A 20,411-nucleotide genomic window follows, 5' to 3' on the forward strand; every position below is an offset into this window, starting at 1 on the left:
TGATGCTTTTATTTTTTACTTTTCAGGTGTCTATATTATGAAAACGCGTCAACTTATTACGCTGACAGGGATCGTTGCATTCTCAGGCGGTGTTATTTTCCCCACTCAGGCAGAAGAACTCACCGAAACCTCACGCAATAGCGAAGATGAAATGGTGATCACCGCATCCGGGTTCTCGCAGCAAAAGCGCGAAGCGCCGGCCACCATTTCCGTTATCGATCGTAAAACGCTGGATATTCAGCCGGACCGTAGCATTGGTGAAGCGATTAAAAACCTTCCTGGCGTCTCGGTCACCAACAGCAGCGGTATGAACGCTGGCAGCATTATGATTCGCGGCATGGACCCGTCCTATACCGCGTTTATGGTCAACAGCGTCAAACAAAATACCGGTGAATCTCGCCCTTACGGACATGACATCGGTACTGAAGCCAACTTCTTACCGCCGATGGAGGCCATTGAGCGTATCGAAGTTATCCGCGGGCCCATGTCCTCGCTGTACGGCTCAGATGCCATCGGCGGTGTGGTCAACGTGATTACCAAAAAACCGTATGGCGCAAAAGAGTGGACGACGGCAATTGCCGCCAATACCTGGCTTCAGGAACACCAGTATTTGGGTAATACCAGCCAGATGAATCTGTTTTCCATGGGGCCGATTGTGCCCGATGTTCTCGGCCTTAGCGTAGCGGCCGACTGGCTCGACCGTCGCGATGACGATCGCAATAACTATTTCGGCAAACACAACCGTAAATCCGTTGATATGACGCTGGGCCTGGCCGCTAGCGAAAATAACCTGTTCGACCTCAATGTGGTCACCGGTGAGCAGGAGAAAAACCGTACCCAGAAGCGCGGCGCGCCGTGGTCATGGCTGTTCGATCGTAACGCCGCCACCCTGACGCATACCGGCTGGTATGCCGACGACACCATTGCAACGACCAACTACATAAACTATGAAAAAGGCCGTTCGAAGTACGTTTATGACGGCCAGTCGCCGCAGTATGTGCAGATGGAGAACTACGTCGCTAATTCGCAAACCACCTTCACGCTCGACAACCATAAACTGACCGTTGGGGCGAATTTCACCCGCGAAGAGCTGAATGACCGCTTTGATGTGGCCAACAAAACACTGCCCGGATCTGAGCCAGTGACAAAAATCAGCCGTAACGGTTGGGCATTGTTTGCTGAAGACGGCTGGAGCATTGACGACTTCATCCTGACCACATCAGCGCGTATGGACCAGGATGATAACTTTGGCACACATATTACGCCGAAAATGTACGGTAACTGGGCCTTCAGCAATGACTGGGCGCTGAAGGGCGGCGTTTCCGCAGGTTATAAAAAACCTGAGCTGCGTGCGACATCCAGCGACTTTGTTACCCCATACGGCTCGACCGTACCTTATCCCTTCCTGACCGTCGGTAACGACGATCTGAAACCAGAACAAAGCGTTAACTCTGAGCTGGGCCTCTACTGGACGGGGAATGCGCTGTCACTGGATAGCACCGTCTTCTATACGCAGTTCAAAGACAAAATTGCTGAACAAACCATTTGCGAAACTACATCGACGAATCAGTGCTCCGTGAATGGCTACAAGGCGGACTCCGTCAGTAAATACTTCAACGTCAGCAAGGCGGACGTGTACGGCATAGAACTGAATGCCGACTGGCAGATTAGCGCCGATGTAAAAGCCAACGCTAACTACACCTGGAACCATAGCGAACAGAAAAGCGGCGTAAATAAAGGCTACGCGCTCAACGATTACCCGCGCCATATGGCGAACCTGTCGCTGAACTGGGCGGCAACGCAGAGTCTGGACGTATGGAGTACGGTGAATTACCGCAGCAGTAACCGCAACAGCGGCAATAACTATAAGTACGATGACTACACGATGGTCGACGTAGGCGTACGTTATAAGCTCAATAAGCACACGCACCTGATGGCAGGGATCTACAACGTGCTGGATGAAGATCCGAAACTGACGACTGCATGGAATGAATCCGCGCAGGTGGAAGGCCGCCGCTATAACCTCGGCGCGCGCGTGGAGTTTTAAGCCTTTAATAAACAACGCCACCCGAAGGCGGCGTTGTTTATTCTGGTAGGCGATATATCAGTACTGGTCTCTGTCTAACCAGTTACCGCTTTCAATCAGCGTTAAGCCATCAACCGGACGTTGGTACACGTACATCCATGCACTTCCGTACGGCGTTTGAATTAACTGGCGTGCGTATTCACCGCCGCGGGTACGCAGAGCGTCAAGCTCTGCCAGCGTGGCGTTATCAATACGATAAACTTCCCCGTGTACTGTTCCATTTCCCGGAACCGCGCCTGGATAGTGGCCCAGGCTGTACAACTGGTAGTTATCGATACTGAAATTTCCCAGCAACAGGGCATTGGTCATCCAGTGGCTGTTGCCTTGTTTGGTTCGTAAACTGCCGTAGACAAATATTCGCATTGCTAAAACTCGAACTGATAGAGCAAATCAAGTGCCTGATCTACGCCAGACACTGCTTCCAGATATAGCTTAGGCATCAGACGATAACGTAGCGTGAGTGTCGCTAAGGAGTCAAATATACCCACACCATATTTCACCTGCAGACCTGGCAGTACGTATCCGCTGACAACCACCTGAGATGAGTCGCCCACCCCTTGCGTGTCCAGTGCCAGATTGCTTACGCCAAATGTCTCCCCGATTTTACCCACAACCTGACCACTTTGTGCAACCCCCAGACCAATAAGCATTGAAGTCATCGCTGCGCTATCGCTCTGTTCGCTATCCAGCCCTTGTCCACGTAGCAGGTAGGAAAGCGCCATTTGCTGCGACATTGCCGGGTCGGAGAAGATCTCCGCCTTCGGTTCATCGGCGGTACCGGTGACGCGAACGCCAGCGATCACGTCGTCTTCGGTGGCATCTGGGTTACGAATCGCTTCGATGTTGAGCAACGGCTGATCCGGCGGACCGGAGAACAACAGCTCGCCCTTACGCACAATCAGATCCTGACCATAGGCGTGGAAGCGACCGCTCGGGATATTAATTTGCCCGTTAAGTCCCAGACCTTGCTTATCCTGCACCACTTTCAGATCGCCCGTCAGACGCGCTTTCAGACCAAAGGCGTCAAGACGCACGTTGTTACCGACGTGGATATTCAGGTTGCTGTTGATCGGAATACCGGCGGTCTGCGGTTTCTCCGGCTGCAGATTGTTGTTAAGCATGACCATATCGCTGGAAACCCCAACCGCGCTTTCCGGCAGGTCATGTACCACGATACGCGCCCACGGCACATCCACGTTGCCATCGAGGGTAAACAGGCTTGGCGTGGCTTCAAAGACCACGTCCGGCGATACGTCCAGGCGGACCATCGGCGGTACGGTAATACGCACCCTGCTGCCTTTAGCCGCAACACGCGCCCGCCAGTTGTCTATCTGACTCCAGTCGGCATCGCCGCTCAGGTTAATTTCTCCCTGCTGCGTACGCACCACGCCCGCCAGCGTTGAGCGTGTTCCATTGAAGTTAACGGCTAACTGGCTTGGCTGCATGTCAAACGGCATGAAGTTACCGTCAATATCCAGACCACTCAGTTGCAGCTGTCCGAGCAACTGCGGGCTTTGCACATCGCCGCCCAGCCGCAGGTTGGCGTTGATCATCCCTGCCGCTTTTTCACCGCGCGAGAAGATAGGGTTCACCATCGCCAGATTGAAGTTGCGAATATTGACGTTACCGCCCAGATTACGACGCCCTTGCGGGTCCGTTACCTGCACCTGTCCGTCAAACTGCCCGTTGTTGGTCAGACGAATTAGCCAGCCCAACTCGGCACGGTTATTGTGCAGGTCGGCGGTCAGATTCAGCGTTTCAAACGCCACGGGGAGCGGGGCATCATTCACGCTTTGCGTGACCTTCACGTTACGTCCGCTCAGGGTGACCTGCCCCTGTGGCAGCCCCTCTTTGGTGGTATCCCAGCTCACATCAGCTTTGCCAGTGAACACACCGCTGGCCTGGGTTGTCTCCGGCATAAACGGTTTTAGCATCGCCAGGTCGAAGCGGTTAAGATTCACCACCGCGCGACCTTCTGCACCGGCATCAATGGTTTGTGGTACGCACAGCTCCGCATTCGGGTTGTTCCAGCAGTGCGGCCCGATACTAATTTTCTGTTCTTGATTACGATAATCCAGCGCGATAGCCCGGTTGAGCGACCACGGACCGACCGGCGTCTGGAAGCGGGTATTGCTTAACTCCCCTTTCCAGCGCTGTTCTTTGCGATCAAAGCTCCCGGCAAGATCCAGTTGCCCTGAAACCGGCTCACCCTGAATGCGTAACTGCAGTTCATGCTGCTTTTCACTGCCTTTGGCGTTGAGCGTCACCAGACCAATATTCACGTCAGGTTGTACAATCCGCTCTACGCGAACGTTGAGATTACCGGCGATTTGCTCGGCCGATTTCACATCGCCTTCGACGCGCACCTGAGCAACGGAAAGTTCCTGCCAGCGCAGACCACGGGCGGTAATATCCGCCAGCAGCTGTGGTGCTTCAACCGTACCGCGAACTTTTACCAGCCCTTTCGCCGTACCGCCCAGCCCCGGCAGCGCGTTATCCAGGCTTGGGGCATCAATCGTCGCGTCGAGGTTGAGGTCTTTAACCCCCAGTTCGCCTTTTACGTCCGCACTGTTGCGTCCCAGCTCCAGATGAAGGCCCGGAATCGTCCACTGCAGGTAGCTGTTCCCCTTCAGCGAACCGTTCACATTGACCTTGTTCTGCTTCACGTTGCCGGTCAGCTTCAGCTCCGGAACCTCCATCTGCCAGCTTCCGCCGTACAGACTGCCGCGCGTTTTCACCAGGCCATTCAGTTTTGACGGCCAGTCCGGGATCGCTTTCGCGGTATTGATACCATCCAGCGTTAGCTCCCCGCGCCAGCTGATCGCCTGCTGCCAGTCCACCAGCGCTTTCAGCTCGGTTTTCCCTTCCAGCGCCGCAACGCTGAGTTTGTCGAGATTGATCTGCTGCTCGTTGCCTTTGGCGTCCAGCGTGATAGTAGCCGGAGGAATATCCTGACCTTTCACGGCGGTACGCATCGACAGCGTATAGTCGGTCATCTTGCCGGTCAGTTTGAGCTTGATGTCATCGGCCTGGAACTGTTTCTCACCGGTAAACGGCCAGTAAACCTGCTTACTTACCACCTCAATGTTGAGCGGCAATCCGGCTTCTGCCAGGCGCGTCTGTGCACGCAGGTCCATATCTACCGGACCAGACAGATTGACGCCGACTTCCAGCTGTTCGCGCAGCGCACCGCCGACCTTCAGCTTCACCTTTTCGCCTTTTAACGGGTGGATGTTTAGCGTGCTGTTTAACGTAATATCAACCGGCCACGTGTCGGTCAGTTGCGCCGTGCCGCTGGCTTTTACCGTTCCCTGATTCGAGTCGATATCCAGCGCGTCGAGCTTCATGTTGCCGTCTATGCTGCTCACTTTCAGCAGCATACTATGTACTGTTAAATCCGTATCCCCGGTCACGCGCAGCTGCTCGCCGCGAAACTCTTCAATATTGAGATTGAGCGGCAGATGGACATCGGTCATTTCCGGCAGTACCGGCTTTGAGAACAGATCTTTTAGCGTTTCCCCGAGCGGCTTTTCATCCGGCTGCGGGTTTTGAATCTTCGGTTCGACAACCTCTTCCTGTGCCACTTCCGCCACTTTAGGCAGAGCAATCAGCAGCCCCTGTAATGACGTTGGCTTCAGCGTCAGCGTTTTTTCCTGCCAGTTCAGGCCGGAGGTAAAATCCAGCACTGAAACCGTGGTGTCATCGATTTTGATATTGATGTTGTTCAGCGCCACGCGCGAAAGCGTGATGGGGTAAGGCGTGGAAAGATTAAGCGGACCGCTCTCTTCTTCCTCTACCGGCGCGGATGGCGGCATCTTTTTGCTGTCGATCGCCACGTTGATGTTTTTCAGCGCCAGATCGTTGACGCACAGGCTGCTGTCCCACAGACAGTTAAGCCCCACGGCCAAATGCACTTCACCAGCATTCACCGCCACGCCAGGCTGGTCGTAGCGAATATTTTTCAGTGATAGATCCCGCCAGCCGCCGGTGACCTGACCAATTTCCAGACCCGGAACCCACCGATTAGCGGCTTTGAAGATCAGATGCAGGCCCGAGGTGGTACCGACGAGGAACGCCACCGTGCCTAACAACAGCAGGATAAATACCAGCACGCCGAGGCTTATCTTCTTCCATAAACTCATAATTCAGGCCCCAGACCGATGTAAAACTGTAAACCATGTTCATCTTTGTCGCCGACCGGGACGGCAAAGTCGAGCTTGATAGGTCCAACCGGCGATTGCCAGCGTACGCCGACCCCGGCACCGGTTTTGAAATCGCTTCGGCGAATGTCGCTGACCGCTTCACCGCTATCGACAAACATCGCCCCCCACCATTTACCGGTCACGTTGTACTGGTATTCCAGCGAGCCGGTTGCCAGCTTGGAGGCCCCTTTCAGCTTGCCGTCGCTGCCTTCCGGCGAAATAGATTTGTATTTATAGCCGCGAATACTGCGATCGCCCCCGGCAAAGAAACGCAGGTCCGGCGGCACTTTGTCGAAGTCGCCGGTTTCAATCCAGCCGAGATTACCGCGCATCACAAAACGATGCCTGTCGTACAGCGTGCGGATCCAGACGTTTTGCGCCTGGAAGACGGAGAAATCAACATCTGAACCCCAGGCGGTGTTCGAGTAATCAATAGAGTAGCGCTGGGAATCGCCCCAGACAGGCATCAGGCCGCCGCGTGAACGCGTCCGGCTGATCATCACGCCCGGATAGAGCAGCATAGTGGTGTTGGTGACGTTACCCTGGGTAAAGTGGTCGAGGCTCCAGCGCAGGTTAATCGCGCGCTGCCAGCCGCTGGAGAGGTCCCAGTAGCGGGAAACCGCAAGCGTTGTGGAATCCTGCTCGGTGTCGTTTAAATCGGTACGCTTAAAGCCGCCCTGTACCAGGTAATACTGCTCAAGCGGGTTCTTTAACAGCGGCATTTTATAGCTGAAATCAAGCACCTGCTCTGGCGCCGAGATACTGGCGCTGGTCGTCAAGCTGTGACCGTAGGAGTTCATCCACGGCTTTTTCCACGAGGTCTTCACCCGTGGCCCGACATCAGTTGAATAACCGACCCCGGTTTCGATGGTGTTTTCGGTTCGCGGTGAGACCACGCCTTTCAGGGGTAGCACCTTGGTTTTGCGGGCTTTATCAAACTCCGGTGCGACGACCACGGAATTAAACCATCCGGTCGCCGACAGACGACGGTTCAGTTCGCCCAGATCTTTCGACTCGTACTCTTCACCTTCTTTAAAGGGCACCAGATTTTGCAGATACTCATCGCGAATTTGCGAGCCTTCAAAAGTGACATGCCCAAAGCGATAGCGTTCGCCGCTGTTGTAATCGATATCCCAGAACGCCTGGCGACGCTCAAGCGCTATCCCGAGCTGGCTTTTATTAAATTCACTATCGAAGTAGCCTTTGCGCAGCGCCACGCTGGTGAGTGACTTTTTGAAGTTGTCATAGTCCCCCTGATTCAGCACGGTGCCGATTGCCGGGCGTGTTTTCAGCAGATCCAGATAATCTTTATCCGTACGCGCGCCACCGCGCAAAATCACCTCAGTGCCACCAATCAGCACCGGCTCGCCGGGGGTCACTTTGGCAATCAGCACCTGGCGGCCTTTTGCCGGCGGTGGACGCAGTTCAAAATCAATGGTCGGCTCAAAGTAGCCCAGCGCTTTTAGCCCTTCGCGGATGGCATCATCAACGCGCGCACGAAAGCGTCGGTCTGGAGTGACTTCATCACTTTGAATCGTGGACAGCTGCGCACGGACGTTTTTCTCCAGCGGTCCTGATAATCCTTCGACCTGTAAGCGAACATTCGCGGCGGCGGCGGAGCCACTTAAGCACAGTAATCCCACCCAACATAACTGACGGATATGTGGCACATTTTCTCCTGAATATCCTTTTTTCCCACCCCTGGAAAAAAATACTATGCCGTTCCTCGGCTTAACAAAAAATCAACAATAAGAGTTGAAAAACAGACGACAACCCAAATATTTCTTATGTTTAACTCTAGACGTATTCACGCCGTTTATTGTGGGCAAAGACGCGTCTCGTTACAACCTTAACCCAAATGACTGATTTCGGGAGAACGGCCATGAGTTTATTTGATAGAAAGCATCTTGTTACTCAAGCAGATGCGCTACCTGGACGCAACACCCCGATGCCAGTGGCAACGCTGCATGCGGTTAACCAACATTCGATGACCAACGTGCCCGACGGTATGGAGATAGCTTATTTCGCCATGGGATGCTTCTGGGGCGTTGAGCGTTTATTTTGGTCATTGCCAGGGGTCTACAGCACGGCGGCCGGGTACACCGGCGGCTACACCCCAAACCCAACCTATCGTGAAGTGTGTTCTGGCGATACCGGGCATGCCGAAGCGGTACGCATCGTCTATGACCCGCATGTTATCAGCTACGAACAACTGCTGCAGGTGTTCTGGGAAAATCACGACCCGGCTCAAGGCATGCGTCAGGGGAACGACCAGGGCACGCAGTATCGCTCCGCCATTTACCCGTTAACGCCGGAACAAACCGCCGCCGCACAGGCCAGCCTTGAACGTTTTCAGGCAGCAATGACCGCCGCAGGCGACGAGCGCACCATTACCACGGAAATCACTACGGCAACCCCGTTCTATTATGCCGAGGACGATCACCAGCAGTATCTGCACAAAAATCCTTACGGATATTGTGGCATTGGTGGTATTGGTGTTTGCCTGCCGCCACAAGGATAATTTCCCCCTCTGGCGACTTTACAGTACCTTACGCTATACTAGCTTCTGAATTTACCGGCTCACTTCCACGAGCCGGTTTTCAATGAATATTCCATTGGATTTATACTCTAAGGATTTCGAGTTGCAGGCAGGCGGCAAACTCGTGAATCCCCAGGAGCATAGAGAACTATGTGACTGGGGTGAATGAGTGCAGCTAACGCACCTGCAGCTTGAAAGACGACGAGTATCAACTTCTCCCTTCCGAGGATCTGACCCGAACGGTCGGATAAGATATGTTAAACAGTATTTTAGTCATTCTCTGCCTGATCGCCGTGAGTGCGTTTTTCTCGATATCTGAGATCTCGCTTGCTGCATCACGCAAAATAAAACTTAAACTGCTTGCCGATGAAGGCAACGTAAACGCACAACGTGTTTTGAAGATGCAGGAAAACCCCGGCATGTTTTTTACCGTCGTGCAAATTGGCCTTAACGCGGTCGCCATTCTCGGCGGTATCGTCGGTGATGCAGCATTCTCCCCGGCGTTTTACAGCCTTTTCTCGAAGTACTTCACTCCAGAGCTGTCCGAACAGTTAAGCTTTATTCTGTCGTTCTCGCTGGTTACTGGCCTGTTCATCCTGTTCGCGGATTTAACCCCGAAACGCATCGGTATGATTGCGCCAGAAGCTGTGGCTTTGCGTATCATCAACCCGATGCGCTTCTGCCTGCTGGTCTTCCGCCCGCTGGTGTGGTTCTTTAACGGTCTGGCAAACAACATTTTCCGTCTGTTTAAGATCCCAATGGTGCGTAAAGACGACATCACCTCGGACGACATTTACGCCGTGGTCGAAGCGGGTGCGCTGGCGGGTGTTCTGCGCAAGCAGGAGCATGAGCTGATTGAAAATGTGTTCGAACTGGAATCCCGTACCGTCCCGTCTTCAATGACCTCGCGCGAGAATATTATCTGGTTCGATCTCCATGAAGATGAGCAAAGCCTGAAGAACAAGGTGGCGGAACATCCGCACTCCAAATTCCTGGTGTGTAACGAAGATATCGACCACATCATTGGCTATGTCGATTCAAAGGATCTCCTCAACCGCGTACTGGCGAACCAAAGCATGGCGCTGAACAGCGGCGTACAGATCCGCAATACGCTGATCGTCCCGGACACGCTGACGCTCTCTGAAGCGCTGGAAAGCTTCAAAACCGCAGGCGAAGACTTTGCCGTCATCATGAACGAGTACGCGCTGGTGGTGGGGATTATCACCCTCAACGACGTTATGACGACGCTGATGGGCGATCTGGTAGGTCAGGGTCTGGAAGAGCAGATTGTGGCACGTGATGAAAACTCATGGTTAGTCGACGGCGGTACACCGATTGATGACGTAATGCGCGTCCTGGATATCGACGAGTTCCCGCAGTCCGGCAACTATGAAACCATCGGCGGCTTTATGATGTTCATGCTGCGTAAAATCCCGAAACGCACCGACTCGGTGAAGTATTCAGGTTATAAATTTGAAGTGGTGGATATCGATAACTACAAGATCGATCAGCTGCTGGTGACGCGTCTGGACAGTAAACCTACCGTTCTGGTACCAAAACTGCCAGATGCAAAAGAAGAGGCAAAGGCGTCTTAACGCCTTACAGAAACATCAACGGCTCCCATCAGGAGCCGTTTTTTTAACTACTGCATAGCACTTTGATCAAGCCATCTCAGTTTGCAGACGCAAGACCTGACGGTTAACTTCGGACATCACGGAAAAATGCAGTTTGTCCTTCACTTTTGGGATAAGAATCTTACCCTTATCAAATTCAAAAGCGCCTACATCCTTGATATATAACCGTCCACGAAACAGGATCTTCACGTACTTCGCCACCTGCAGCGGGTTGTATCGTTGGAAAATTTTCATTGTTGTCTCCTGCTGAGCATTACGCCTTTGCGGTACCACAATCGGTCCGACAATCCTCAGGCGCAAATTTTAATGCCCTATGACTATAGACTATCTCGTTGATGTTTCCAGCGTGTATAAGTTTATTTACCTTCAAGTTACAATTATTCAGAATTATCTTTTCAACGCTTCGCTGTCTTCAGTATAAGCCTTCATTTTTCGCAGGATTTGTGCGCCCGTCCGCAAACTGGCATCGCGCTTGCGGGAAAAAGCATCATTCGCACATATGATTAAATTCCAGACCCAAGTGGTCGGATCACCTGCAAAATAAAAGAAAGAAGGAAAACCTATGACCTTACGAAAACTGCTGGCGCTGTCGTGCCTGCTACTGCCGATGATTGCCTCCGCACATAAGTTTGAGACTGACCAGCGCGTACCGCCGGTGGGGATCGCCGATCGCGGCGAACTGATTCTCGATAACGATAAGTTTAGCTACAAAAGCTGGAATAGCGCGCAGTTGCCAGGCAAAGTGCGAATTGTGCAACACATTGCCGGACGCACCTCCGCCAAAGAGAAAAATGCGACGCTGATCGAGGCAATCAAAGCCGCCAACCTGCCGCACGACAAATACCAGACCACCACTATTGTCAACACGGATGACGCCATTCCCGGCTCCGGTATGTTTGTGCGCAGCAGTCTGGAGAGCAATAAGAAGCTCTACCCGTGGTCGCAATTCATTGTCGACAGCAATGGCATTGCGCGTAAAGCCTGGCAACTGGATGAAGAGAGCTCCGCTATCGTCGTACTCGACAAGGACGGACGCGTGCAGTGGGCAAAAGATGGCGCATTAACGCAGGAAGAGGTGCAGCAGGTAATTGCCCTGCTGCACAAATTACTCAGTAAATAGAGACGCGGAAGCCGGGGTTGAGGAACGATTCACGTGGGGTGTAATCCAGAGGTTTCCCCTGCCAGTCGTGAACGTGCGCTCCGGCTGCGGCGGCAACGGCATGGCCAGCGGCGGTGTCCCACACGTTGGTTGGCCCAAAACGCGGATACAGCTGTGCGTGCCCTTCCGCCACCAGGCAGAACTTCAGCGATGAGCCAATCGACGTGGTCTGGTGCTCACCCAACTGTTGCAGATATTCTTTTAACTCATTGTCGGCATGCGAGCGGCTAATGACCACCAGCGGCGGACGCGCGTCACGAACCTGAATTTGTTTGCGTACGCCGCACTCTTCTTTCCACGCTTTACCTTCTGCTGCGCTGTACATCACTTTCATTACCGGCGCGTAAACCACGCCCAGAACCGGCTTTCCTTTCTCGATCAGCGCAATATTGACGGTAAATTCACCGTTACGCTTAATGAACTCTTTGGTCCCGTCCAGCGGGTCTACCAGCCAGTAGCGCTGCCAATGCTGGCGAACATCCCAGCCAGGAGGCGCCTCTTCAGACAGAACCGGAATATCCGGCGTCAGCGCCAGTAATCCTTCGAGGATCACCGTATGCGCGGCGATATCTGCCGCCGTGACCGGAGAATCATCCTGCTTGCTGGTAATCTCCATCGGTTTGATTCCATTGTAGACCTGCATAATGGCATCGCCCGCGTTCCGTGCAAGCTGGCATACATGTTCTAGCATTCTCCACCTCGTTTCTGTCAGTGGTGTTAACTCGTTGTTTTACTTATACCCGATCGTCAGGGGATCCGCCAACTGTGATAGCGTCTGCGGTTTTAAACGCTATATTCATGTCATGATTCACAGTTCTGTAAGCAAGAAGATTTATATACATTTTCTTTTGTGGCTTAGATCTTAAAAGGATGCCCCCTGATGATTAAGTTTAGTGCAACGCTTCTGGCAACGCTGATTGCAGCCAGCGTCAATGCCGCGACCGTCGATCTGCGTATAATGGAAACCACTGATTTGCATAGCAATATGATGGATTTCGATTATTACAAAGATACACCGACTGAAAAATTCGGTCTGGTACGTACGGCAAGTCTGATCAACGCTGCGCGTGGTGAAGTCAAAAACAGCGTGCTGGTTGATAATGGCGATCTGATTCAGGGCAGCCCGCTCGGGGATTACATGGCGGCCAAGGGGCTGAAAGCGGGCGAAACTCACCCGGTATATAAGGCGCTGAATACCCTAGATTACGCGGTGGGTAACCTCGGCAACCATGAATTCAACTACGGTCTGGAGTATCTGCACAACGCGCTGGCCGGAGCGAAGTTCCCTTACGTTAACGCTAATATCATCGACGTGAAGACCAAAAAGCCGCTGTTTACGCCTTACTTGATCAAAGACACTGAGGTGGTCGACAAGGAAGGGAACAAGCAGACGCTGAAGATTGGCTATATCGGCTTTGTGCCACCGCAGATTATGACCTGGGATAAAGCCAACCTCAGCGGCAAAGTCACGGTGAACGACATTACGGAAACTGCACGCAAATACGTTCCGGAAATGAGAGAAAAAGGCGCCGATGTCGTGGTGGTGGTTGCTCACTCCGGGCTTTCTGCCGACCCATATCAAACGATGGCGGAAAACTCCGTTTATTACCTCAGCGAAGTACCGGGCGTGGATGCCATTATGTTTGGTCACGCTCACGCCGTCTTCCCAGGTAAAGACTTTGCCAATATAAAAGGCGCAGATATCACAAAAGGTACGCTGAATGGGGTTCCTGCGGTGATGCCGGGTATGTGGGGCGATCACCTGGGCGTGGTGGATTTAGTGCTGAATAACGACAGCGGTAAATGGCAGGTCACTCAGGCGAAAGCCGAGGCTCGCCCGATCTATGACGCCGCAGCCAAAAAATCACTGGCAGCAGAAGACAAAAAAATCGTTGAGATCCTGAAAGCCGATCACGACGCCACGCGTGAGTTTGTCAGCAAACCGATCGGTAAATCCGCCGACAACATGTACAGCTATCTGGCGCTGGTACAGGATGACCCGACCGTACAGGTGGTGAACAACGCGCAGAAAGCCTATGTGGAACACTTTATTCAGGGCGATCCGGATCTGGCAAAACTGCCGGTACTTTCCGCCGCCGCGCCGTTTAAGGTCGGTGGACGCAAGAACGATCCGGCAAGCTTCGTAGAAGTCGAAAAAGGTCAGTTAACCTTCCGTAACGCCGCTGATTTGTATCTCTATCCCAACACTCTGGTGGTAGTGAAAGCCAGTGGCAAAGAGGTGAAAGAGTGGCTGGAATGTTCCGCCGGGCAGTTCAATCAGATTGATATCCACAGTAGCAAACCACAGTCGTTGATTAACTGGGATGGCTTCCGTACCTATAATTTCGACGTGATTGACGGCGTGAATTATCAGATTGATGTTTCACAACCTGCTCGCTACGACGGTGAATGTCAGACCATTAACCCGAAAGCGGAACGTATTAAAAATCTGACCTTTAACGGCAAACCAATCGATCCGAATGCCACCTTCCTCGTCGCGACCAACAACTACCGCGCCTACGGCGGTAAGTTTGCCGGAACCGGCGACAGCCACATCGCGTTTGCTTCTCCGGATGAAAACCGCTCGGTGCTGGCGGCCTGGATTGGTGCTGAGACGAAGCGTGCCGGTGAAATTCACCCGGCGGCAGATAACAACTGGCGTCTGGCGCCAATTCATAGCGATACACCACTGGATATTCGCTTTGAAACATCACCGTCTGATAAAGCCGCGGCATTTATTAAAGAGAAAGGCCAGTATCCGCTGAAGAAAGTCGCGACCGATGACATCGGTTTTGCTATTTATCAGCTGGATTTAAGTAAGTAATTTTCGTGCCGGATGCGGCGCAATAGCGTCTTATCCGGCCTACAAAACTACGCAGCCCGTTCGTCCCGCTGCGCTAAAACCTGCGGCAAATTCAGTTCTATCCAGTCCGCCAGCGCGGCGACTTTATCGCTCACCTGCTCACCCAGCGGCGTCAGGCTATACTCCACGTGCGGCGGCACCACCGGATACGACACCCGATTGATAAACCCGTCATGCTCTAACGCTTGCAGGGATTGCGCCAGCATCTTTTCACTGACCCCGCCCATCTTACGGCGCAAATCGCTGAAACGGTGCGTACCGTCGCGCAGCGCCACCAGAATCAACACGCCCCAGCGGCTGGTGACGTGTTTTAACACCTCACGGGAGGGACACTGTTCGGCAAATAAGTTGCCATCGCGTAACTGCTGAGAGAGCGTCGAAGCTGTCATTTTCATACTAACCTTTTTGTGCGTACTTACTAAAAGTAAGTTTAGGTGTTAGCGTGATTAAACACAAGACCAATACCAAGGAGTCACTCCATGATCGCAATTACCGGCGCCACCGGCCAACTGGGCCAACACGTTATTGAATCTCTGCTGAAAACCGTTCCTGCCAGCCAGATTGTGGCAATTGTGCGTAATCCCGCTAAAGCGACGGCGCTTAGCCAGCAGGGCATTACCGTTCGTCAGGCGGATTACAGCGATGAAGCCGCCTTTACAACTGCCTTACAGGGTATCGACAAGCTACTGCTAATCTCCTCCAGCGAAGTGGGACAACGCGCCCCGCAGCATCGCAACGTGATCAACGCAGCGAAAGCCGCGCACGTGAAATTCATCGCCTACACCAGCCTGCTGCACGCCGACACCTCCCCGCTGGGGCTGGCTGATGAGCATGTGGCAACCGAGAAGATGCTGGCTGAATCCGGTATCGCCTACGCGCTGCTGCGTAACGGCTGGTACACCGAAAACTATCTCGCCAGCGCACCGGCTGCACTGGAACACGGCGTGTTTATCGGGGCTGCAGGTGAAGGCAAAATTGCCTCAGCGACCCGCGCCGACTATGCCGCTGCCGCCGCGCGCGTCATCAGTGAAGACGGTCACGCCGGTAAAACTTATGAACTGGCGGGCGACGCAGGCTGGACCCTGAGCCAGTTGGCTGCCGAGCTGGCAAAACAGAGTGGTAAAAAAGTGGTGTATCAGAACCTGAGCGAAGCAGATTTTGCCGCCGCGCTAAAAGGTGTAGGCCTGCCTGCCGGGCTGGCGGACATGCTGGCTGACTCAGACACTGGCGCCTCCAAAGGTGGTCTGTTCGACGACAGCCATACGCTGAGCAAACTGATTGGTCGCCCGACCACCTCGTTGGCTGACAGCGTCAAAGGCATCGTGTAAGTGTTAAAAATTAGTTAATTGTGGTGGCATCCCCGCGCATCCTCTCTGATAATGACAGGATGATGCGTGGGGAGAGAAAACGTGCAAGGTGTACCTGAGCAGTTTATTGATGAGAAAGACAGCGCCCGCTTTCGCCATCTGGCGCAGGTGCCGGGCGTTGAGCTGTATCATGCACACATCTCGCGTTACGCTTTCGAGCCGCACACCCATGAAGCGTTTGGCATTGGCGCGATAGAAGCCGGAGCCGAACGTTTTCGTTATCGCGGCACGCAGTATGTTGCCCCCGCCCATTCCGTCGTCACCATGAATCCCGATGAGCTGCATACCGGCGAAGCCGAAACCGCCGACGGCTGGCGCTATCGGATGATTTACCTTGAACCCGACCTTCTGGAAGAGGTCACCGGGATCCGCCACTGGTGGTTTCATGACGTAACGCGTCACGATCCGCTGCGCTCGCGCCAGATCTGCTCGCTGATCCACGGCCTGTGGAACACGGAGGATCCGCTGGCGCAAAAAGGACTCCTACTCGATCTGATCGACACGTTCCAGCCGCTGGCCCGCCATGCGCCAGTATTAACGGAGGGGGCGCATCGCTTTGAACGGGTACGTGAGTATCTGCACGATAATTATATGCATCCGGTCACGCTCGACGAGCTGGCGCGGGTTGCATCGCTGAGTCCCTGGCATTTTCAGCGCCAGTTTAAGTCTCATTTCCACGTCACGCCGCACCAGATGCTGATGGCGATCCGGCTGTGGCGAGCCAAAGGTTTTCTCACTTACGGTATGCCCGCCGCAGAGGTCGCCGCCGCAACCGGCCTCACCGACCAGTCGCATCTCACCCGCGCGTTTACCCATCGCTACGGCATTACGCCGGTGCGTTATCAGAAACAAGTCGTCCGGCGTTGATCAGCAATCTCATACAATACGGCAGCATTTTTCCTGCTTACACTCGACTCATTGTTAAACGATGTGGATGTCAAAAATGATTAGCGGTGTGTTGTATGCCCTGTTGGCCGGGCTGATGTGGGGATTAATTTTTGTTGGACCGCTGATCGTACCGGAATACCCGGCGGTATTGCAGTCGATGGGGCGTTATCTGGCGCTGGGGCTGATCGCATTGCCGATTGCCTGGCTGGGACGTGCGCGCCTGCGTCAACTCGTGCGGAAAGACTGGGTAACTGCGCTGACGCTAACAATGATGGGGAATCTGATTTATTACGTTTGCCTGGCAAGCGCCATCCAGCGCACCGGCGCACCGGTCTCCACGATGATTATTGGTACATTGCCGGTGGTGATCCCGGTCTTCGCTAACCTGCTCTACAGCCAGCGTGACGGCAAATTATCATGGTGGCGTCTGTCGCCTGCGCTGGTATTGATTGGTATAGGACTGCTGTGCGTGAATATCTCGGAGCTGAATCAGGGGTTACCAGACTTTAGTGGCTGGCGTTATGGTTCCGGCATCGCGCTGGCGCTTGTCTCGGTGGTGTGTTGGGCATGGTACGCGCTGCGTAATGCCCGCTGGCTGCGCGAGAATCCCGATAAGCACCCGATGATGTGGGCGACGGCCCAGGCTCTGGTAACGTTGCCCGTTTCTCTGCTCGGTTACATTGCCGCCTGCCTGTGGCTGAACGGGCAAACACCGGACTTCGCTCTACCCTTCGGTCCGCGTCCGGGCGTGTTTATCGGTCTGATGATAGCCATTGCGGTATTGTGTTCGTGGGTTGGCGCACTGTGCTGGAACGTCGCCAGCCAAAAATTGCCGACGGTGATCCTCGGCCCGTTGATTGTCTTCGAAACGCTGGCCGGTTTGTTGTACACCTTTATTCTGCGTCAGGAATTTCCACCTCTGCTGACGGTTAGCGGTATTGCGCTACTGATGGTTGGGGTGGTGATAGCAGTCAGAGCCAAGCCGCAGAAACCGAGCGTCGTGGTGGTTTCACAATCATAATGTGCCGGATGGCACTGCTTATCCGGCCTACAAGGACTGTACGATCTCATGTAGGCCGGATAAGGCGTTTACGCTGCCATCCGGCGAGACACTTTAAACACCGCTACCGTCTGGTTCAACCGCGCGGCCTGCTCTTCAAGCGCGGCAGCGGCGGAAGCGGACTCTTCTACCAGCGAGGCGTTTTGCTGCGTGACGCGATCCATTTCGGCAACCGCCTGGCCTACCTGATCGATACCCCGACTTTGTTCATCAGAAGCTGAGGCAATCTCCCCCATGATGTCGGTCACGCGGGTCACAGCGCTAACTATTTCCGCCATCGTTTCGCCCGCTTCATGCACCAGCGCCGTACCGGCATTGACCCGATTCCCTGAGTCATCTATCAGCGCTTTGATCTCCTTCGCCGCCTGAGCGCTACGCTGCGCCAGCGTCCGAACCTCGCCTGCGACCACGGCAAATCCGCGCCCCTGCTCGCCCGCACGCGCCGCTTCAACCGCCGCGTTCAGTGCCAGAATATTGGTCTGGAAGGCAATGCCGTCGATAACATTGGTAATTTGCGCGATTTTGCTGGAACTGGTGGCGATTTCATCCATCGTACGCACCACACCATCAACCACGGTTCCGCCTTTTTGCGCCGTCTGTGAAGCATTTTTTGCCAGACTGGTCGCCTGACGCGCGTTATCTGCGTTCTGTCTCACGGTTGCGGTAAGTTGTTCCATGCTGGCTGCGGTCTCTTCCAGAGAGGCGGCCTGCTGCTCGGTACGTGAAGAGAGATCGTTACTGCCTGCGGCGATTTCACCCGCACCGGTATAGATGGTATCGGCCCCGTCACGCACCACGCTGACCGTATTCGCCAGCGCCTGCTGCATGTCACGGACGTTACTTGCCAGCAGCGCCATTTCATTGCTGCCATCGGCGCTGATGGGGTGCGTCAAATCGCCTGCGGCAATGTAGCGAATATGTCCCATCACCTCGTGGAGCGGCTTGAGCAGCACTCGCTGCATCGCCAGCCAACTGGCGATAATCACGGTGACGACAATCAGCATCACCGCGGACAGCAGCCAGATTATCTTCTGGTAATCACTCTCATTGTCCTGCACTCCGGCAGCGGCCAGCGCCGTTTGCGCGCTACGCCATTCCCGATAAACGTCCTGCATGGCCGTTTGCTTTTGCTCGGCATTCTGCTTGAACATCTCTTCCAGCTTTCCTTCAGCCAGCAGCGCGTTCATTTTTGCCAGCGTCGCAGAATAGATGCCGTACTGCTCTTCCAGTCGATCGGCCAGATGCTCATCCAGCCCCGGCGTTTCCGGCAGAGCGTAGTATTTATCGTAATGCTCTTTCGATTCGGCCAACAGGCGATTTGCCGTGTTCACCAGCTCCTTCAATTGACCGCCGTTAATCTCGCTGGCCATCGTTCCCTGTAAACGCAGCATGCCCCGGTTGAGCGTGACGCGAGCCTGGTTCAGGCTAATCCACGCATCGGTAAACTCGGCCACGTTCTGGCTGGAAAGTTGAGACACGTTAAAGTTCTGCTTATCGTTATTGAGTGCGCCAATAAAGACGCCCGCGGAGATGAGCTGCATTGCGCCCAGCGCGAGTAACACGGTGATAAGTAAGGTTATCACTTTGATTCGTTTGAACATCTGTAGCCTTTTATTATGCAGGTATTGTCTGAGGTCTAACTATCGGCAGCGGCGTGCGCTTATTTAATCCTGTCGTGCGGCTTTTTTCGCCGTACTTCTCCTTTCCAATAAGATTCAGCATCTTAACGAGATAAGAAATTTTCGTGACGCCCATCACAAAACACCCCACCCCGAAAGGGTTATATCCTTCGCCATAAGTTGCATTTAAAATACATCTTATATTATTGAGAATGAGGTAACGGCAATGTCTTATCGCGATCAACCTTTAGGTGAACTGGCGCTCTCTATTCCTCGCGCTTCGGCCCTGTTTCGTAAATACGATATGGATTACTGCTGCGGCGGTAAGCAAACGCTGGCACGCGCTGCCGCGCGTAAAGAGCTGGATTTAGACGTTATTGAGGCGCAGCTCGCGCAGCTGGCTGAACAGCCGCTGGAGAAAGACTGGCGTACCGTGGCTCTGGCTGAAATCATCGACCATATCATCGTGCGTTATCACGACAGACACCGCGAACAGCTGCCGGAGCTGATCCTGCAGGCTACTAAAGTTGAACGCGTTCACGCAGACAAACCGAACGTACCGCGCGGTCTGGCGAAAAACCTGACCATGCTGCATGAAGAGCTGTCCAGCCACATGATGAAGGAAGAGCAGATCCTGTTCCCGATGATTAAACAGGGCATGGGTAGCCAGGCGATGGGGCCAATCAGCGTGATGGAAAGCGAACATGACGATGCGGGTGAACTGGTAGAAGTGATCAAACACATCACCCATAACGTAACGCCGCCACCAGAGGCCTGCACCACCTGGAAAGCCATGTATAACGGCATTAACGAGATGATTGACGACCTGATGGAACACATCAGCCTGGAAAACAATGTGTTGTTCCCGCGTGCCCTCGCAGGTGAATAAAAAAGCCCGGTGGCGCTAGCGCTTACCGGGCCTACAACGACTTCGAACGTAGGCCTGATAAGGTGAAGCCGCATCAGGCAATCCCGCCAGCATAGTGCCGGATGC

The 20,411-nt window shown here is 53.9% G+C and carries 16 protein-coding genes; 9 read left to right on the forward strand and 7 right to left on the reverse strand.

The genetic code is table 11. From position 1 onward, the window contains the following. Positions 1–37: 37 nt before the first annotated feature. Positions 38–2,047: a TonB-dependent receptor domain-containing protein gene (locus GHC22_RS20870; RefSeq protein WP_153753858.1), complete on the forward strand. Its 2,010-nt coding sequence runs from the start codon at positions 38–40 to the stop codon at positions 2,045–2,047. 57 nt (positions 2,048–2,104) lie between these two features. On the opposite strand, the gene GHC22_RS20875 is transcribed toward GHC22_RS20870, so the two are convergent. Genes GHC22_RS20875 through tamA form a run of 3 tightly spaced genes read right to left on the reverse strand, consistent with a single transcriptional unit; the run spans position 2,105 to position 7,958 of the window. Further along, positions 2,105–2,449, reverse strand: coding sequence for a gamma-glutamylcyclotransferase (locus GHC22_RS20875; RefSeq protein ID WP_003025723.1), 345 nt, complete (start codon positions 2,447–2,449; stop codon positions 2,105–2,107). A gap of 2 nt (positions 2,450–2,451) precedes the next feature. Further along, positions 2,452–6,228, reverse strand: a complete 3,777-nt coding sequence (gene tamB / locus GHC22_RS20880) for an autotransporter assembly complex protein TamB (RefSeq protein WP_153753859.1) — start codon at positions 6,226–6,228, stop codon at positions 2,452–2,454. After that, on the reverse strand, positions 6,225–7,958 hold the full coding sequence (gene tamA, locus GHC22_RS20885) for an autotransporter assembly complex protein TamA (protein ID WP_003025718.1): 1,734 nt from the start codon (positions 7,956–7,958) through the stop codon (positions 6,225–6,227). Before tamA ends, tamB begins: the two co-directional genes overlap by 4 nt. A 212-nt stretch (positions 7,959–8,170) precedes the next feature. Between tamA and msrA the strand changes: the two genes are divergently transcribed. Together msrA and GHC22_RS20895 are read left to right on the forward strand one after the other, a co-directional pair. Further along, positions 8,171–8,809 (forward strand): peptide-methionine (S)-S-oxide reductase MsrA, encoded by a 639-nt coding sequence (msrA, locus tag GHC22_RS20890; RefSeq protein ID WP_003830412.1) that lies wholly within the window; start codon positions 8,171–8,173, stop codon positions 8,807–8,809. A gap of 272 nt (positions 8,810–9,081) precedes the next feature. Beyond that, positions 9,082–10,422 (forward strand): hemolysin family protein, encoded by a 1,341-nt coding sequence (locus GHC22_RS20895; protein WP_003830418.1) that lies wholly within the window; start codon positions 9,082–9,084, stop codon positions 10,420–10,422. A 66-nt stretch (positions 10,423–10,488) separates the two neighbouring features. Here GHC22_RS20895 and GHC22_RS20900 read toward each other — a convergent pair whose 3' ends face one another. Continuing rightward, complete coding sequence (locus GHC22_RS20900) at positions 10,489–10,695, reverse strand: DUF1107 domain-containing protein (protein WP_003025710.1); 207 nt, start codon at positions 10,693–10,695, stop codon at positions 10,489–10,491. 328 nt (positions 10,696–11,023) lie between these two features. On the opposite strand from GHC22_RS20900, the gene GHC22_RS20905 reads away from it, so the two are divergent. Beyond that, on the forward strand, positions 11,024–11,581 hold the full coding sequence (locus GHC22_RS20905) for a YtfJ family protein (RefSeq protein WP_003830421.1): 558 nt from the start codon (positions 11,024–11,026) through the stop codon (positions 11,579–11,581). Here the strand turns inward: GHC22_RS20905 and cysQ are convergent. Next, positions 11,571–12,311, reverse strand: coding sequence for a 3'(2'),5'-bisphosphate nucleotidase CysQ (cysQ, locus tag GHC22_RS20910; RefSeq protein ID WP_153753860.1), 741 nt, complete (start codon positions 12,309–12,311; stop codon positions 11,571–11,573). The genes GHC22_RS20905 and cysQ overlap by 11 nt on opposite strands. Positions 12,312–12,500: 189 nt before the next feature. Between cysQ and cpdB the strand changes: the two genes are divergently transcribed. Then, a complete protein-coding gene (gene cpdB / locus GHC22_RS20915; protein WP_103285846.1) occupies positions 12,501–14,444 on the forward strand; it encodes a 2',3'-cyclic-nucleotide 2'-phosphodiesterase in 1,944 nt (647 codons plus the stop codon). A 47-nt stretch (positions 14,445–14,491) separates the two neighbouring features. On the opposite strand, the gene GHC22_RS20920 is transcribed toward cpdB, so the two are convergent. Beyond that, on the reverse strand, positions 14,492–14,872 hold the full coding sequence (locus tag GHC22_RS20920) for a helix-turn-helix domain-containing protein (protein WP_032934267.1): 381 nt from the start codon (positions 14,870–14,872) through the stop codon (positions 14,492–14,494). 90 nt (positions 14,873–14,962) lie between these two features. On the opposite strand from GHC22_RS20920, the gene GHC22_RS20925 reads away from it, so the two are divergent. From GHC22_RS20925 to GHC22_RS20935, 3 genes are all read left to right on the forward strand, one after another. Then, positions 14,963–15,811, forward strand: a complete 849-nt coding sequence (locus tag GHC22_RS20925; protein ID WP_060682842.1) for an SDR family oxidoreductase — start codon at positions 14,963–14,965, stop codon at positions 15,809–15,811. 81 nt (positions 15,812–15,892) lie between these two features. Next, positions 15,893–16,717: an AraC family transcriptional regulator gene (locus GHC22_RS20930; protein ID WP_020996259.1), complete on the forward strand. Its 825-nt coding sequence runs from the start codon at positions 15,893–15,895 to the stop codon at positions 16,715–16,717. 76 nt (positions 16,718–16,793) lie between these two features. Continuing rightward, positions 16,794–17,759: a DMT family transporter gene (locus tag GHC22_RS20935; protein WP_048236274.1), complete on the forward strand. Its 966-nt coding sequence runs from the start codon at positions 16,794–16,796 to the stop codon at positions 17,757–17,759. A gap of 68 nt (positions 17,760–17,827) precedes the next feature. On the opposite strand, the gene GHC22_RS20940 is transcribed toward GHC22_RS20935, so the two are convergent. Continuing rightward, on the reverse strand, positions 17,828–19,399 hold the full coding sequence (locus GHC22_RS20940) for a methyl-accepting chemotaxis protein (protein WP_032942179.1): 1,572 nt from the start codon (positions 19,397–19,399) through the stop codon (positions 17,828–17,830). A 244-nt stretch (positions 19,400–19,643) separates the two neighbouring features. On the opposite strand from GHC22_RS20940, the gene ytfE reads away from it, so the two are divergent. Further along, a complete protein-coding gene (gene ytfE / locus GHC22_RS20945; protein WP_003025690.1) occupies positions 19,644–20,306 on the forward strand; it encodes an iron-sulfur cluster repair protein YtfE in 663 nt (220 codons plus the stop codon). Positions 20,307–20,411: the final 105 nt, after the last annotated feature.

Source organism: Citrobacter sp. H12-3-2, from assembly GCF_009649895.1.
GTDB classification, from domain to species: domain Bacteria; phylum Pseudomonadota; class Gammaproteobacteria; order Enterobacterales; family Enterobacteriaceae; genus Citrobacter; species Citrobacter portucalensis.